The sequence below is a fragment of the Mycobacterium nebraskense genome (assembly GCF_002102255.1).
GTDB lineage: Bacteria > Actinomycetota > Actinomycetes > Mycobacteriales > Mycobacteriaceae > Mycobacterium > Mycobacterium nebraskense.
In genome coordinates, this window is sequence record NZ_LQPH01000136.1 from 1 (window position 1) to 15,255 (window position 15,255).

Here is a 15,255-nt window from a genome sequence, read left to right on the forward strand (position 1 = left end):
GCCCCAGATTCAATGAGAAAGACACGCACTTACCCCAGATTCAATGAGAATGCCCCAGAATCAATGAGAACGGACAGTTACCCGCCCAATCCCGGAGCTTGCGGCGTCGGTGCTTTAACCGTCACATCGAGTCATCCCCGTCTTGGCCCTCACGACATGAAAGCGGGGGCTAGGGTTCCTGGCCCCCACTCCCGCGTTGCATGGCCCCAATACGTCACTGTGACGAATCATACACCGCCCCAGCCGGTATTGGCGGTATGGATGCGACCGCGATACCGCCGACCGGCGCGACGTCGTATCGCTAAGCAATCCGGTCAGTTACCCGGCGCCGACCAGTGCACCACCTTCATGGCGGTCATCTCGTCGAGAAGCTTCGGCCCGAAGTCGAAGCCCGTGCCGCTGGCACGGCGAGGTTCGGAGGCTCCGGCGGGCGCCCCGCCGAAGACATCGTTGATCTTTACGGTGCCCACCGGAAGGCTGCGCCACGCCTCCTGCGCATGTGCCATGCTGCCGGTCAACACGGTGGCGGCCAGGCCGTAGCGGTCATTGGCGGCTTCGGTCAACGCGGTGGCGAAGTCCGGCACCATCCGTACCGGCGCGATCGGACCGAACGTTTCCTCGCGCATGACGAGCATGTCCGGTGTGCAGTCAGTCAAGACCGTAGGCGGATAGAACGAGCCTGGCCCGGGTTGCGGCTCGCCGCCGACCAGAACGTGGGCCCCGGCTCGGGTTGCGTTTTCGACATGCGCGTGCACGTGTTCGCGGTGGCGCTTGTCGACCAGCGGTCCGATGCGGTCGGCCCACGAGATCGCCTCGTCGATCAACGCATTGAGGAATGTGTCGGCGATGGATTGCACGACGTAGACCCGCTCCACCGAGGCGCAGATCTGTCCGGCGTTGGCGAAAGCGCCCAGCGCGGCCTGGCCGGCCGCCCAGGTCGGGTCCACATCGGCGTCGACGATCAGTGCGTCGTTTCCGCCGTTCTCCAGGAGCGCCTTGGCGCCGCGTTCGGCGCAGGCCCGCGCGATCTCCCGACCCGTCGCACCGCCGCCCACGTGCGCGACGACATCGACCAGCTCTGCGGCCGCCAATTGTTCCCCGACGGTCCCGTCGCCGTCCACAATCTCGAGCACACCCTCGGGCAGCCGGGCGGCCAGCAGTTCGGCGAACCGCCGGCCGGTTTGTGGAGAGCGCTCGCTGGGCTTGTGCACCACGGTGTTTCCGGTCACGAGGGCCGCGCCGAGCAGTCCGGCCGCCACGGCGACGGGATCGTTCCACGGTGTGATCACCGCGACCACGCCGCGCGGTTGGGGGACCATCAGATCGGTTGCGGACCATCCGCCTTGCAGGACGTGGCCGCGGTGTAGCGGCCCGAGTTGGGCGTATCGCAAAAGCGTGTCGATTCCGGTGTCCACGCCGCCGCGTGCGTCGTCGCGCAGCTTGCCGGTTTCCCGCTCGTTCAGTTCGGCGAGTTCATCGGCCGCGGCGCGGACGTCGGCCGCTGCGGCCGCGATCGCGGCGGCCCTTTCGGCCGGCGTCGTGCGCGCCCAGGTTTCGGCGGCGGCCGCGGCGCGCCTGACCGCTTCATCGCAGTCGGCCGGCTCGGTGATGGGCACCTGCGTGACGGTGTCGCCGGTGCGTGGATCCAGGACGCTGATGATTTTGGTAAGGGTCGAAGCCACGACAGCGGATACCCTGTCCCCGGCACGACCAATCAGCCGTCCCGAAGCGTTCCTCGTCACCGCGTTGAAGCTGCCTCGGGACACAATCTTGATCCTGTATGGTCAGCGTGTCTGCCGGCGCAACGGATCGAGGGCATCGATGGCAAACAGGTTCCCCGACAACGCCTTTACCTCACGGCAAGCGTTGGATCCAGGTCTGCGCAAGGTTGCCCGGTTCCTACCCCGCGGGTATGCGCTGCACCGCGGTGTCAAGGTCCAGCGGGCGATCATGAACCTCTTCAGTAGTACGGGGCGGTTGCGCGACGTGCCGGAAGCCGCGGTCAACGAGCACGTCACCGTTCGGCTGCATCGTCCGGTCGGTCTTCCCGACCGGGCGCCCGCCCTGTTGTGGGTCCACGGCGGCGGCACCATCATGGGTCACGCCGCCCAGGACGACAAGTATCTTCGCAAGCTGTCCCACCGCACGGGTGTCGCGATCGCGGCGGTGGTACACCGACTGGCACCCGAGCACCCGTATCCGATCCCGATCGAAGACTGCTACGCGGCGCTGCTCTGGCTCGCGCGTCAACCCTGGGTGGACCCGGATCGAATCGCCGTCGGCGGGGCCAGTGCTGGTGGACACTTCGCGGCGGTGCTGGCGCAACGGGCTCACGATCGCAACGATGTCAATCTGGCCTACCAGATGCTGGTGTATCCGATGCTGGACGATCGGACCGGGGCCGAACACGGCGGGCAGCGGCGCATCATGTGGACCGCGACCGACAACCAGTTGGCCTGGCGCTTGTACCTCAACGGCGCCGACCCCAAAGAGGCCGCCCCGGCGCGTCGGGGTGATTTGTCCGGCCTGCCGCCTGCATGGATCGGGGTCGGGACGTTGGACCTCTTCTATGAGGAGTGCCTGGAGTACGCCCGGCGCCTGCGCGAGGCGGGTGTTCCCGTGCACGAGGAAATCGCCCCCGGCGCCTTTCACGCGTTCGACCACATCGTTGACAAGGCGCCGGTGTCGGTGAAGTTTTTCACCAGTCAGTGCGATCACCTTCGGGGTGCCCTCGTTGGGCCCCGTACCTAACCGGGGCCACTCCCCTCGTCCGATCCCCGAATGCCCTGTACCCCAACAATTCTCGAGCGATTCTGCGGCGGATATCCGGCTCCACTGCGGCCGTCCAGCGGCCGTGACGGCCAGCGCCACCGCCGACGCCGCGAAGGACCGCGACGGACTAATCCGCCGCCTTTTGACTGCAAAGTATGCAGAACGTGCAACTATGGGTGGCATGTCCAACCCGGTGGGTCTTCGCGAGCGTCGTCGGCGCCAGACGAGCGCAGACATCCGCGACGCCGCGGTGCGCCTGGCGCTGGAACGCGGATTCGACAAGGTGACCATCGAGGAAATCTGCGGCGATGCGGGGGTGTCGACGCGCACCTTCTTCAACTACTTTCCCAACAAAGAGTCCGCGATCGCGTATGGCCCCTCGGACATACCCCCGGAGCTGGTAGCGGATTTCGTCGCGGCCGGACCCGCCCCCTACTCGGTGGTGCTGGAAGAGCTGATCACGCTGGCGGCGCACCACCTTCGTGATGTGCCCCCGAAACGCGAACAGGCCGCCGGAATGCTGGAGCTCGCCAAGACCTCCCCGGCGGTGCTGGCGGCTTTTCTCGCCGACTTGGAACGGTTTCAGAATCACCTGACTGATGTCGTCGCGCGCCGCCAAGGCATGCGACCCGACGACGAGATAGTCGCATTGATCGCCGCGCTGGCATTGACGGCCGTGCGTTCGGGCATCGAGCGCTGGTCAAGCGGGGAAGCCGGTGCCACCGACGACACGCCGATGCCCTACGTCGAGCGCGCCGCCGCGCTGGTCAACAGCATCTTCACAAAGTGACCTGAAACACCGCGGCCAATTGTTGCATGGCGTGCAAGGTATGCACACTATGTACTATGCTCATCAGGCAGTACCCGAAGACGCTTCATGAAGTGGGTGTCGGAACTGGGGGCGACCGCCGGCGCTTGGGCAGCCGTTCCCGCTTCGGGCGATCGAGCGCACACGCATCATAGTGATCGGCAAAACCATTGCGGTGCAACGTAAGTCGTGGCGCTTCCCTGCCATGAGCCGGTGCACGGGTCACACTGACGCTGACCAGATGACGGCCGCCTGATGGGGAAGGGAATCACCTAGGTGCAGGTATCGAAGGTTGTGCGCAACGCGTGGTTGCCGCTGCTGATCGTCGCGGTCCTGGTGGTCGGCGGCTTCGCCGTCGCCCGGGTCAAGTCCTTCTTCGGCGCCCACGACACGGGCGTCATGACGAGCCCGCGGCTGGATGATGCCAAGCCGTTCAAGCCAAAAGTCGTCAAGTACGAGGTCTTCGGCTCAGCCAGCAGCGCCAACGTGAACTACTTGGACCTGTCCGCCGACCCCAAGCGGGTCGACGGCGCGCCGCTGCCGTGGACGTTGGTGCTCAGCACGACCGCCCCGTCGGTCTTCCCGAACCTCTCGGCACAGAGCGCCGGTGATTCCCTCGGTTGTCGCATCACCATCGACGACGAAGTCAAGGCCGAGAACTTAAGCAACGGCGTGCACGCCCTGACCTTTTGCATGGTGAAATCCGCATGAGCGCACACTCTGATGACGCCCGCACCGACACCATTCCCGTCGGCGAAGAACCGGTGCGGGACAAAATTCCGCGGATCATCCGGACCTTCGCCGTGCCCATCATCCTGGGCTGGATCGCGATCATCGCGGTGCTCAATGTCGTCGTCCCGCAGCTGGACGAGGTCGGGAAGATGCGCTCGGTGTCGATGGCCCCCGACGACGCGCAATCGGTGGTCGCGACCAAGCGCATGGGCGCGATCTTCAACGAATACAAGTCGAACAGCTCGGTGATGATCGTGCTGGAGGGCCAAAATCCCCTCGGCGCCGACGCCCACGCCTACTACGACCAAATCGTCAAGAAGCTCGACGCCGACACCAAACACGTTGAGCACGTTCAGGATATGTGGAGCGATCCACTGACCGGGGCGGGCGCACAGAGCAACGACGGCAAGGCCGCCTACGTCCAGGTCTATCTGGCGGGTAACCAGGGCGAAGCCCTGGCCAACGAATCCGTCGAGTCCGTCCAAAGCATCGTCAAGAGTGTGCCCCCACCCCACGGGGTGAAGGCGTACGTCACCGGGCCCGCCGCGCTATCGGCGGATCAGCACACGGCCGGCGACCGCAGTCTGCAGCTCATCACCGCGGCCACGTTCACGGTGATCATCGGGATGCTGCTGTTGGTCTATCGATCGGTCGTCACCGTGCTACTCACGTTGCTGATGGTGGTCTTCGAGCTCTCAGCCGCGCGCGGAATGGTCGCTTTCCTGGGCTACTACAAGATCATTGGGCTTTCGACCTTCGCCACGAACCTGTTGGTCACGTTGGCGATCGCGGCCGCCACCGACTATGCGATCTTCTTGATCGGCCGATATCAGGAAGCCCGCGCCGTTGGCGAGTCGCGCGAAGACGCGTACTACACCATGTACAAGGGCACCGCACACGTGGTGCTGGGGTCGGGTCTGACGATCGCGGGCGCGACCTTCTGCCTGCACTTCACCAACCTGCCCTACTTCCAGACGCTGGGTATCCCGTTGGCCATCGGCATGGTGGTGGTCGTCGCGGCGGCGTTGACGCTTGGCCCCGCGGTCATTTCGGTGGTAACGCGTTTCCGTAAGACACTCGAGCCCAGGCGCACGCAACGGATTCGCGGGTGGCGCAAGGTCGGTGCTCTCGTGGTCCGGTGGCCCGGCCCCATCCTGGTCGTGACGATCGGGATCGCGCTCATCGGGTTGATGACCCTGCCCGGGTACCGCACCAACTACAACGACCGTAACTACCTACCCACGGACCTGCCCGCGAACGAGGGCTACGCCGCTGCCGACCGACACTTCTCGCAGGCGCGGATGAATCCCGAAGTGCTGATGATCGAAAGCGACCACGACTTGCGCAACTCCGCGGACTTCCTGGTCATCGACAAGATCGCCAAGACAATCTTCCGGGTGCCGGGAATCGGCCGCGTGCAAGCCATCACCCGGCCGCAGGGCACGCCGATCGAGCACACCTCGATCCCGTTCCAGATCAGCATGCAAGGTGTCACCCAGCAGATGAACCAGAAGTACCAGGAAGACCAGATGGCCGACATGCTGCACCAGGCCGACATGATGCAGACGACCATCGACAGCATGGAAAAGATGTCCAGCATCACCGTGCAAATGTCCAACGACATGCATCAGATGGTCCAAAAGATGCACGACATGACGATCGACATCAACGAATTGCGCCAGCACATGGCCGATTTCGAGGACTTCTTCCGGCCCATCCGCAGCTACCTCTACTGGGAGCGGCACTGCTACGACATCCCGGTGTGCTGGTCGCTTCGCTCGGTCTTCGACGGCCTGGACGGCATCGACACGATGACCGACGACATCCAGAGCCTGCTGCCCATCATGGATCATCTCGACACGCTGATGCCCCAGATGGTGGCGCTGATGCCGTCGATGATCGAAAACATGAAGGCCATGAAAACGACGATGCTGACCATGTATTCGACCCAGAAGGGTCTGCAGGATCAGCAGAACGAGGCGCAGAAGAACTCCAACGCCATGGGCAAGGCGTTCGACGCCTCCAAGAACGACGACTCGTTCTACCTGCCACCGGAGACCTTCAACAACGCCGAGTTCAAGAAGGGGATGAAGAACTTCATCTCCCCCGACGGCCATGCCGTGCGCTTCATTATCAGCCACGACGGCGATCCGATGTCGCAAGAAGGCATTTCGCACATCGGCGCGATCAAGAAGGCCGCCTACGAAGCGCTCAAAGGCACGCCAATGGAGGGCTCGAAGATCTATCTGGCGGGTACCGCGTCGATCTACAAAGACCTCAGCGACGGCAACACCTACGACTTGCTGATCGCCGGGATCGCCTCACTGTGCTTGATTTTCATCATCATGCTGCTCATCACGCGGGGTGTGGTGGCGTCGGCCGTCATCGTGGGCACCGTCTTGCTCTCGCTGGGCGCGTCGTTCGGCCTGTCGGTGTTGATCTGGCAGCACCTCATCGGCATTGAGCTGCACTGGATGGTGCTCGCGATGTCGGTCATCATCCTGCTTGCCGTGGGCGCCGACTACAACCTGCTGTTGGTGGCCCGGTTCAAGGAGGAGATCTACGCCGGCCTGAACACCGGAATCATCCGCTCGATGGGCGGCACCGGCTCGGTGGTCACCTCGGCCGGTTTGGTGTTCGCCTTCACGATGATGACGATGGCGGTCAGTGAGCTGACCGTCATCGGCCAGGTCGGCACCACCATCGGATTGGGTCTGCTGTTCGACACCCTGATCGTCAGGTCGCTGATGACGCCGTCGATCGCCGCGCTGCTGGGCAAGTGGTTCTGGTGGCCCCAGCGTGTGCGGCAGCGCCCGGTTCCGTCGCCGTGGCCCAAGCCACCCGAGAAGGCAGCTGCCCAGGAGACCGAATCCCTCAGTCCCGCTAGGTAACCCAATCCGGCTGCTCGGCGACGTCGACGGCGGAGAAATCCTTGTGGCCCAGGCCGGCAGTGGTGCCGCCGTCGACGACGAATTCGGAGCCGGTCGAATAGCTGGATTCGTCGCTGGCCAGGTAGACCACCAGGCTGGACACCTCCCTGGGGTCGGCGGCCCGGCCCAGGGCGGTCTGGAAGATGTCATCGGGGACCCACTCGGTCATCGGCGTCTTGATGAGCCCGGGATGGATCGAGTTCACCCGGATCCCGCTGGGCCCGAGCTCCAGTGCCGCCGACTTGGTGAGCCCCCGGACGGCGAACTTGGTCGCGGTGTACCCGTGGCAGGCGATGGTGCCGGCGATGCCCTCGATGGAGGAGATGTTGATGATCGAGCCGCGTCCGGCTTCCTTCATGGGCTTCACCACGGCGCGGATGCCGAGGAACACACCCGTCAGGTTGATGTCGAGGATTCGCTGCCATTCCGAGAGCGCGTAGTCCTCGAAGGTGCCGATGTTGATGATGCCAGCGTTGTTGACGAGCACGTCGATGCCGCCGAACTCGCTGAGGGCGGTGGCCACCGCCGCGTCCCAATCCTCGGGTTTCGTCACATCGAGGTGCAGATAGCGAGCCGCGTCGCCGACCTCGGCCGCGACCGCCTTGCCCTCGTCGTCGAGGATGTCACCGAACACCACCTTGGCCCCCTCGGCCACCAGCGTTCGCACGTGCGAGGCGCCCATTCCCCGCGCGCCCCCGCTGATGAGCGCGACCTTTCCGGCCAACCGTTCTGCCACCGCGATTCTCCTGTCGTGTGAGTCTTTAGCACCATACAGACGCGGGCAGATGTATGACCAGGGTTGAGTCAGCCGACGACGTCGAAGATCGCCGCGGCGGAGGTGACGGCCTTGTCGGCGTTTCCCTCGTCGTGCAGCAGCATGCGCACGCCGACACGTCCGGGGCCGCCCGGGTGCACGGTGCCCTCAACGCGGAAGGGACCCACCTTGCCGCGTGACATGAACATGACGTGCCAGCTGACCACCTGCAGCTTTCGCGTTCCGGCGACCTCGGCCGCGAGATCGATCGCCGCGGTTTCGAGGACGACGTGTTGCGGTCCGATGTGGAGCGCGGCGTCCGGGGAAGCGAGTTCGGTACTCAGCTGGGGCAGCGCCCAATGGCCGTCGCCGCGCCTGCTGGCGCCGAAGGCCTGCCATAGCGGCGGCAGGTCCGGCGAGTCCTCGATCACCAGTTCCGTGCCCGAAACGTCCATCCTGCCCAGGCCTTCCGGTGGGATGCCGATGATCGCTCCCTGTCCCTCGTTGAACGCGATCACGCGGTCCGGGTTGTCGGCGTCGACGATCTTGCACCGCCCGTAGCCCATCGTGCGGCCTTGGTGCACGATGCCGGAGTCGACGATCTCGACGCGTTTGACGTCGTAACCGGGGTCGATGATCTGTACCGACGCGATCACCGGGTTGGGCACCGCGACCATGTCGGTCTCACACCCCTCCGGGGAGGAAATGGCCAAGGGCGCCACCATGATTCCACCGGCCTCGTTGCGCATGTCCCGGCGGATGACGACGGTGTCATCGACCTCCCCGAGATCCATCGAGGAGTGTCTGCGGCCGATGTACCGGTAGCTGAGCAGGCCGGTCCAACGTCGATACAGTTCGTCCCGGTAGGCCTCGGAGTCTCCTGCCAACTCCCGGATGTCACGAAGCTGGTCGCTCAATTCCGGCCTCCTTCAGGCTTTTCCGTGCCGCACTTGGTTGAACGGCACGCCGCGGTCGGCAGCGTACTCGCGCGGGAAGTTCAGGACCCGCTCGCCGATCACGTTGCGCGCCATCTCGGTGGTTCCCCCGCCGATGCTGGCGATCTGACGGCCGAGGTAACGGGTGCCGATGTCGAGCAGCCCCGCCTCGTCGTCGACGACTGCCGCCGGCCCGCAGACTGCCAGCGCGGTGTCGATTTCGACGTCGTGCACCTCGGCCATGTACAGGCGGATGATCGAACCGGCGGCGGGCGGCAATGACCCGTTGGTCACGGCGTGAAAGACATGCTCGCTGAGTTGTCCGTGCACGGCCCGGTGGACCAGGGCCCGCCCCACCATCTCGCGGATTCGTTCGCTGCCGCCCTGGTTCGTCTTCTCGACGAGGGACAGCAGGTCAACCGAGACATCTTCAGCCTCAGCGATTCCCGGCCCGCTGGTGTACTCCGATCCGTCCCCCATCGTGCGGCGCTCGTGGTAGAGCTGGCGCGACGCGACATCCCATCCCTTCCCCGGCTCCCCCACGACGGCGTCGTCACCGACGTCGACGTCGTCGAAGAACTCCTCGCAGAACTCGACGGAGCCGTTGACCTGCCGGATGCGGTTGATCGTGACGCCGGGATGCCGAAGCGGCAGCAGGAACATCGTCAGCCCTTCGTGTTTGGGCGCGTTCCAGTCGGTGCGGGCCAAGCACAGGCCGTAGTCGGCGGCGAACGCCCACGTGCTCCACGTCTTGGCGCCGTTGATGACCCATCGCCCGTCCCGGCGGTCGGCGCGGGTGAGGACACCGGCAAGATCCGATCCCCCGCTGGGTTCCGACAGGAGTTGCACCAGCACTTCGTCGCCGCGCAGGGCGGCCGCGATGTGGGTGCGCTTTTGCTCTTCGCTGCCCATGTCGAGGATCGTCGCGCAGCAAATGGCGAAGGACGGCACGTTGAGCATGAGCGGGGTCTCGTAGGCCAGCGCCTCGGCGTCGAACGCCTTCTTGTATTCGTAGCCCAGCCCGAGCCCGCCATACTCGCGCGGGAAGCAGATGCCGGCGAATCCGCCGTCGTACAGCTTCTTTTGCAGTTCGCGTGCGCGCCGCCAGGAGGTCAGTTCATCACGCTGCAGGACCATCGCGTCGCCGGAATCCAGCCGCGGCAGGTTCTCGGCCAGCCAGGCCTTGGCCCGGCTCCGGAATTCTTCGACCGACTCGGACGCCACCGGATGACCTCTCATTCGAGCGTCGACTTGTGCTGGGCGACTGTACAGCACCGCTGCCGCGACTGTACAGGTTGGCGCCCTACGACCGGTTCAGCTCGACCGCGGCGCGAATCAGCGCCTTCAATGCCTTCTCGTCGACCTGGTCGTGCTCGTGAAAATCGATCGCGCGTCTGGTGTTGCCGTCGAGACTGGAGTTGAACAAGCCCGAGGGATCCTTCAGCGAGGCGCCCTTGGCGAAGGTCATCTTCACGACGTTCTTGTAGGTCTCGCCGGTGCAGATCATCCCGTCGTGATACCAGACCGGAACACCTCGCCACTTCCAGTCCTCGACCACGTCCGGGTCGGCATCCTTGATGAGTCCCCTGATTCGGGCGAGCATCTCGCCGCGCCAATCCCCCAACTCCTTGATCCTGGCGTCGATCAGCTCAGCGGGAGATTTCGTCACGGCTTCGTCCTTGGAGTTGGCCATCATGGCTCGCCTTCAGTGATGTTGTCGCTCGCCGGGACCGTACATCACGGGATGCTGTTCCCAGTGCGACCCCGTCTCCGACGCCGGGTTCGCCAGCACGTAGTCTGCGGTACTCAGCATGACTGAGAAGCATCCCTTCGACGACGCCATCCGGCTCGAGACCATCGACGCCAGCACCATGCGCGGCCGGACCCATCCGGAATGGGGCAACATGGTGGGGCCGTTCGGCGGAATCACCGCCGCCGCGATGCTGCACGCCATCGAGTCGCACCCCGATCGCATCGGCGAGCCGCTGGCATTGACGGTCAACTACGCCGCGCCCATCGCCGACGGCGACTTCGACATCTCACTGCGGACCACCCGCACCAACCGCACCAACCAGCACTGGTTCGTCGAACTCAGCCAAGGCGGAGACGTCAAGACCACGGCGACCGCGGTGTTCGCTGTGCGACGGGAGAGTTGGGCCGACACGGAAAGCCGCCCGCCAAGTGCGCCCCCACCCGAGCAGGTCACTGCCAGCGGTCCGGATGGCATCGTCGTCTGGACGCTTCTCTATGACATGCGGTTCGTCGAAGGACCCATCCCCGCCGAGGACGATCAACCCAGCCCCTCCTCGACGACCACATTGTGGGTGCGCGACCGGGCCCAACGCCCCGTCGACTACCCGGCGCTGGCCGCGCTGTCGGACATCTTCTACCCGCGGGTGTTCCTGCGCCGCGGCGGCGTCGTCCCGTCCGGCACGATCTCGTTGACGACGTATTTCCACGCCGATCAGCACCAACTCAACGGAGTGGGGAACGACTTCGTCCTGTGCACCGCCCACGCCAACCGATTCATTCGCGGCTACTTCGACCAGAGCGCACAGGTGTGGACACGGGATGGCGGACTACTGGCGACCACGCATCAGGTGGTCTACTTCAAAGGCTGACAGGTTTACACTTCGCCAGTGAAACGTCACGCCGGGACGCTTACGGAAAGAATCGAGCCGCAATGACAGAGCGCGCGGAGGGCGTGGTGGCCGACGCGGACGCCGCCACGCTGCTGGCGATCGAATCCATCAAGCAGCTCAAAGCCCGCTACTGCCGGCATCTGGACACCAAGGACTGGGCGGCGTGGCGGACCATCTTCAGCGATGACTTCGTCAGCGACACGGCCGAAGCCGGCGGCAAGGTGATCGAGGGCGCAGACGAGTTCGTGACGTTCACGCGCAAGGCGCTCGGGCGGCCGGGCCAGGCCACCGCGCACCAGGTTCATGCCCCCGAAATCACGCTCACGTCGGCGACGACCGCGCGCGGGGTGTGGGCGCTGCAAGACGTGGTCCGATTCGGGCCGGGGGTGACGTTGGTGGGCTACGGGCATTACCACGAGACGTACGAGAACGTCTCCGGTCAGTGGTTCATCAAGAGCTCCAAGCTGACCCGGCTGCGGGAGGACATCGTCACTCCGGTGTTCTCCGTCTACATCTCCGACCGGATCCGCCGGGCGATCGGCAAGATCGCCAACCGCATGATGAAGTAAGGACGCATCTTTGACTGTCAACACCATTCTGGTCACCGGCGCGTTCGGACAGGTCGGTAAGCGATGCACGCAGATCCTGCTCGAGCGCGGACGTACCGTCGTCGCGATGGATCTGCGCACCGACGCAAACGTTGCCGCCGAGAAAGAACTGTCCGCCGACGCGCACCCGGGAACCCTCATAGCGGCCTACAGCGATCTGCTTGACGCTGAGGCGATTCGCGATCTGGTGGCGACCCATCGGCCCGAAGCGATCGTTCACCTCGCCGCCGTCCTTGCACCACTTTCGTATCGCAAGCCCGAGCTGGCCAGAAGAATCAATGTGGGCGGAACCGAGAATCTCTTGGCGGCCGTCACCGCCGCGCGCCTCCCCCGTCCCCCGCTGTTCCTCCTGGCATCGAGCGCCGCCGTGTACGGATCGCGCAATCCCTACCGCCACCCGGAGCGCATCACTGCGGACACCCCGGTCAATCCCATCGATCAATACGGACAGGACAAGGTGCTGGCCGAGGCGGCGATCCGCGCGAGCGGCTTGCCCTACGCGTTCTTTCGGCTCGGCGGGGTCATCTCGCCGGACACCCACGGGCACGTCAACCGCGACCACCTTCTCCTGATGCGCTCGCTGCCGAGCGATAACCGCATCCACATGGTGGACGCGCGGGATGTGGCGCTGGCATTCGCCAACGGCGTCGATCGCGAATCCACGATCGCGGGCAAGATACTGCTCATCGGCGGTAACGAGTCGTATGTGCTGCTGCAGCGCGCCTTCGAGGACGACCTGATGGCCGCCTTCGGCCTGGGTCGCCTGGGCCCCTCGGCCAGCCTGCCGGGTGATCCGGGCGACGACCGCGGCTGGAGTTTCACCGGCTGGTTCGACACCACCGAGGCCCAGGCGCTGCTCGACTTCCAAGAGCACGACTGGCGCCAGACGCTGGCCTGGATCGCCGAATCCCAGCGCCATCTGCGCACCGTGTTGCGGGTGCTGGGTCCGGTACTGCGGCCAATCTTGCGTGCCGCCCTGGCACTGCAGCGCCGCGCCGAGGGACGAGGTCCCTATGCCGACCCGTGGACGCTGGTCGAAAAGAGCTACGGCGCCGGCGCCTTGGCCGGTGCCGACTAATTCTGAGAAGCAAAGAAGACGGCGGCCTTGCGGATCGAGTCTTCGACCGGTTCGGGTGTCCACCCGAGTTCGCGTTCGGCCTTGCCATGGTCAAGCGGTGACATCAGTTCGGCCATGCGCATTCCGGCGTAGGCGAACGGCAAGTCGCGGCGCAGCAGGCGCGCCGCCGCGTCGTTGACCCGCGCACCGGCGCGCAGCACCGCCATCGGGATGCCGATGCGCGGCGGCCGCCTACCGACGGCGGTGGCGGCGATCTCGTGCAGCTCCCGGATGCTCATGTAGCGGTCGGAGACGATGTAGCGCTCACCGTTGCGCCCGTGTTCCGCGGCGAGAAGCATTGCCCTGGCAGCATCCTCGATGCCCACGACTTCGGCCGAAAAGCCAAAATAAAACGGGAACCTCCCGTTGGCCACGAGGGCGAGCAGCGAGCCGTGTGGAGTCGGCGCCCAGTCGCCGGGGCCATAGGTGGTGGATATGCACATCGCCACGGCGGGCAATCCCTTGTCCCGCGCGTACGACAGCAGCAGGTTTTCTCCGGCCACCCGCGCCTCGATGTACGGGCCACCCTGGTCCCAGTTGTGCGGGTCCTCCTCGGTGACCGGCCTACTGTCGCTGATCGCCAAAGAGCCTGTGGTGCTGGTGTATACGAATTTTCTCAGGTCGGCGTCCAGGGCCGCATCGAGAACGTGCCGAAGCCCTTCCACGTTGGTGCGAAACAACGGCGCCGGGTCCCGCAGCCACATCCGGGCGTCGACGACGCAGTAGTAGACGACGTCACACCCGGCCATGGCTGTGCGCAAGGCCTCGTCGTCGAAGACGTCCCCATAACAGCGCTCGACATCGAGTTCGTCGATTCCCTTGGTAGAGCTCGTGTGCCGCAACATGACTCGGACGTCGGCGCCGGCCTCGACAAGCTGCCGGGTGACATGTGATCCCAGGAAGCCGCTCGCACCGATCACCAGCTTCTTTCCGCTCACCATCAGCGGTCGATCCATCCCATCTGCGCCTCGGCGTGGTGGCTCCCCATGGGCGGGGTGAGCCTGTCGAGCCGGGACAGTTGGCCGGGTGTCAGCTCGACGGCGTCGGCACCAACGTTATCCTCGAGCCGCGCCACGCGCTTGGTTCCCGGAATCGGCACGATGTCGGAACCTTTCGCCAACAGCCAGGCCAGGGCGACCTGAGCGGGCGTTGCACCGACATCTGCGCTGATACTCTGCAATTCGTCCGCGCTCTTCAGGTTGTGCTGGAAGTTCTCGTCGAAGAACCGCGGATTGGTCTTGCGGTAGTCGCTGTCGGGCAGCCCCTCGGTGGACCGTATGGCGCCGGTGAGGAAGCCGCGACCCAACGGTGAGTAGGCGACGAACCCGATTCCCAGTTCGCGCAGCAGCGGCAATATCTCGTCTTCTTGGTCGCGCGTCCACAGCGAATATTCGGATTGCACCGCAGTGATGGGGTGCACCGCGTGCGCGCGCCGGATGGTGTTCACGCCGACCTCCGAAAGGCCGATGTGCCGGACCTTCCCGGCTGCGACCAGCTCGGCCAATGCACCGACCGTGTCTTCGATCGGGGTGTCGCGGTCGAGGCGGTGCTGGTAGTAGAGGTCGATGCGATCGGTCCCCAGCCTTTGCAGCGAACCGTCCACCGCGATACGGATGTTGGCAGGGCTGCTGTCCGGCCCACTGCGTCCCGTGTGCGAGATCAGGCCGAACTTGGTCGCCAACACCACCTGATCGCGCCGGCCCCGCAGTGCGTGGGCGAGCAGTTCTTCGTTGACGTAAGGGCCGTACACCTCGGCCGTGTCGATCAGCGTGACGCCCAGGTCGATGGCGCGATGAACGGTGCGGATCGACTCCGCGTCGTCGCTGCCGGCGCCGGCGTAGGCCACGGACATACCCATTGCGCCCAGGCCCAGGCGGCCGACCTCCAGGTTGGCGAGGCGAGCTTGTTTCATGGCGTCATTGTGCGCCCGGCGACTTCACGCCATGAGACGGGTACC

Annotated in this window: 14 protein-coding genes; 7 read left to right on the top strand and 7 right to left on the bottom strand. The window is 65.1% G+C overall.

From position 1 onward, the window contains the following. Positions 1 to 314: 314 nt before the first annotated feature. Positions 315 to 1,682 carry an aldehyde dehydrogenase family protein gene (locus AWC17_RS18195; protein WP_372517382.1) on the bottom strand — a complete coding sequence of 456 codons (1,368 nt, stop codon included), beginning with the start codon at positions 1,680 to 1,682 and terminating at the stop codon, positions 315 to 317. A 139-nt stretch (positions 1,683 to 1,821) separates the two neighbouring features. Between AWC17_RS18195 and AWC17_RS18200 the strand changes: the two genes are divergently transcribed. From AWC17_RS18200 to AWC17_RS18215, 4 genes are all read left to right on the top strand, one after another. Further along, positions 1,822 to 2,751 carry an alpha/beta hydrolase gene (locus tag AWC17_RS18200; RefSeq protein WP_046183567.1) on the top strand — a complete coding sequence of 310 codons (930 nt, stop codon included), beginning with the start codon at positions 1,822 to 1,824 and terminating at the stop codon, positions 2,749 to 2,751. Between the two features lie 202 nt (positions 2,752 to 2,953). Next, positions 2,954 to 3,562, top strand: coding sequence for a TetR/AcrR family transcriptional regulator (locus AWC17_RS18205; protein WP_046183579.1), 609 nt, complete (start codon positions 2,954 to 2,956; stop codon positions 3,560 to 3,562). A 294-nt stretch (positions 3,563 to 3,856) separates the two neighbouring features. Next, a complete protein-coding gene (locus AWC17_RS18210) occupies positions 3,857 to 4,291 on the top strand; it encodes an MmpS family transport accessory protein (RefSeq protein WP_197083393.1) in 435 nt (144 codons plus the stop codon). Continuing rightward, entirely contained in the window at positions 4,288 to 7,203 is a 2,916-nt protein-coding gene (locus tag AWC17_RS18215) for an MMPL/RND family transporter (RefSeq protein WP_085164925.1), read from the top strand. Before AWC17_RS18210 ends, AWC17_RS18215 begins: the two co-directional genes overlap by 4 nt. Here the strand turns inward: AWC17_RS18215 and AWC17_RS18220 are convergent. The 4 genes from AWC17_RS18220 to AWC17_RS18235 all read right to left on the bottom strand — a co-directional run bounded on the left by AWC17_RS18220 (position 7,196) and on the right by AWC17_RS18235 (position 10,624). Beyond that, positions 7,196 to 7,978, bottom strand: coding sequence for an SDR family oxidoreductase (locus AWC17_RS18220; RefSeq protein WP_046184219.1), 783 nt, complete (start codon positions 7,976 to 7,978; stop codon positions 7,196 to 7,198). The genes AWC17_RS18215 and AWC17_RS18220 overlap by 8 nt on opposite strands. 68 nt (positions 7,979 to 8,046) lie before the next feature. Further along, on the bottom strand, positions 8,047 to 8,913 hold the full coding sequence (locus tag AWC17_RS18225) for a hypothetical protein (RefSeq protein WP_046184220.1): 867 nt from the start codon (positions 8,911 to 8,913) through the stop codon (positions 8,047 to 8,049). A gap of 12 nt (positions 8,914 to 8,925) precedes the next feature. Then, complete coding sequence (locus tag AWC17_RS18230; protein ID WP_046184221.1) at positions 8,926 to 10,155, bottom strand: acyl-CoA dehydrogenase family protein; 1,230 nt, start codon at positions 10,153 to 10,155, stop codon at positions 8,926 to 8,928. A gap of 79 nt (positions 10,156 to 10,234) precedes the next feature. Beyond that, complete coding sequence (locus AWC17_RS18235; protein ID WP_046184230.1) at positions 10,235 to 10,624, bottom strand: DUF1801 domain-containing protein; 390 nt, start codon at positions 10,622 to 10,624, stop codon at positions 10,235 to 10,237. A 118-nt stretch (positions 10,625 to 10,742) separates the two neighbouring features. Between AWC17_RS18235 and AWC17_RS18240 the strand changes: the two genes are divergently transcribed. The 3 genes from AWC17_RS18240 (at position 10,743) to AWC17_RS18250 (ending at position 13,259) form a co-directional block, all read left to right on the top strand. Continuing rightward, positions 10,743 to 11,552: an acyl-CoA thioesterase gene (locus tag AWC17_RS18240; RefSeq protein ID WP_046184222.1), complete on the top strand. Its 810-nt coding sequence runs from the start codon at positions 10,743 to 10,745 to the stop codon at positions 11,550 to 11,552. 62 nt (positions 11,553 to 11,614) lie between these two features. Then, positions 11,615 to 12,142 carry a nuclear transport factor 2 family protein gene (locus AWC17_RS18245; RefSeq protein ID WP_046184223.1) on the top strand — a complete coding sequence of 176 codons (528 nt, stop codon included), beginning with the start codon at positions 11,615 to 11,617 and terminating at the stop codon, positions 12,140 to 12,142. Between the two features lie 10 nt (positions 12,143 to 12,152). After that, the gene (locus AWC17_RS18250; protein WP_046184224.1) at positions 12,153 to 13,259 is read left to right on the top strand and encodes an NAD-dependent epimerase/dehydratase family protein; all 1,107 of its coding nucleotides are present in this window, start codon (positions 12,153 to 12,155) and stop codon (positions 13,257 to 13,259) included. On the opposite strand, the gene AWC17_RS18255 is transcribed toward AWC17_RS18250, so the two are convergent. Further along, on the bottom strand, positions 13,256 to 14,236 hold the full coding sequence (locus tag AWC17_RS18255) for an NAD-dependent epimerase/dehydratase family protein (RefSeq protein ID WP_082123037.1): 981 nt from the start codon (positions 14,234 to 14,236) through the stop codon (positions 13,256 to 13,258). The two genes, AWC17_RS18250 and AWC17_RS18255, sit on opposite strands and share 4 nt — an antisense overlap. A gap of 2 nt (positions 14,237 to 14,238) precedes the next feature. Then, positions 14,239 to 15,210 carry an aldo/keto reductase gene (locus tag AWC17_RS18260; RefSeq protein ID WP_046184226.1) on the bottom strand — a complete coding sequence of 324 codons (972 nt, stop codon included), beginning with the start codon at positions 15,208 to 15,210 and terminating at the stop codon, positions 14,239 to 14,241. Between the last annotated feature and the right edge of the window lie 45 nt (positions 15,211 to 15,255).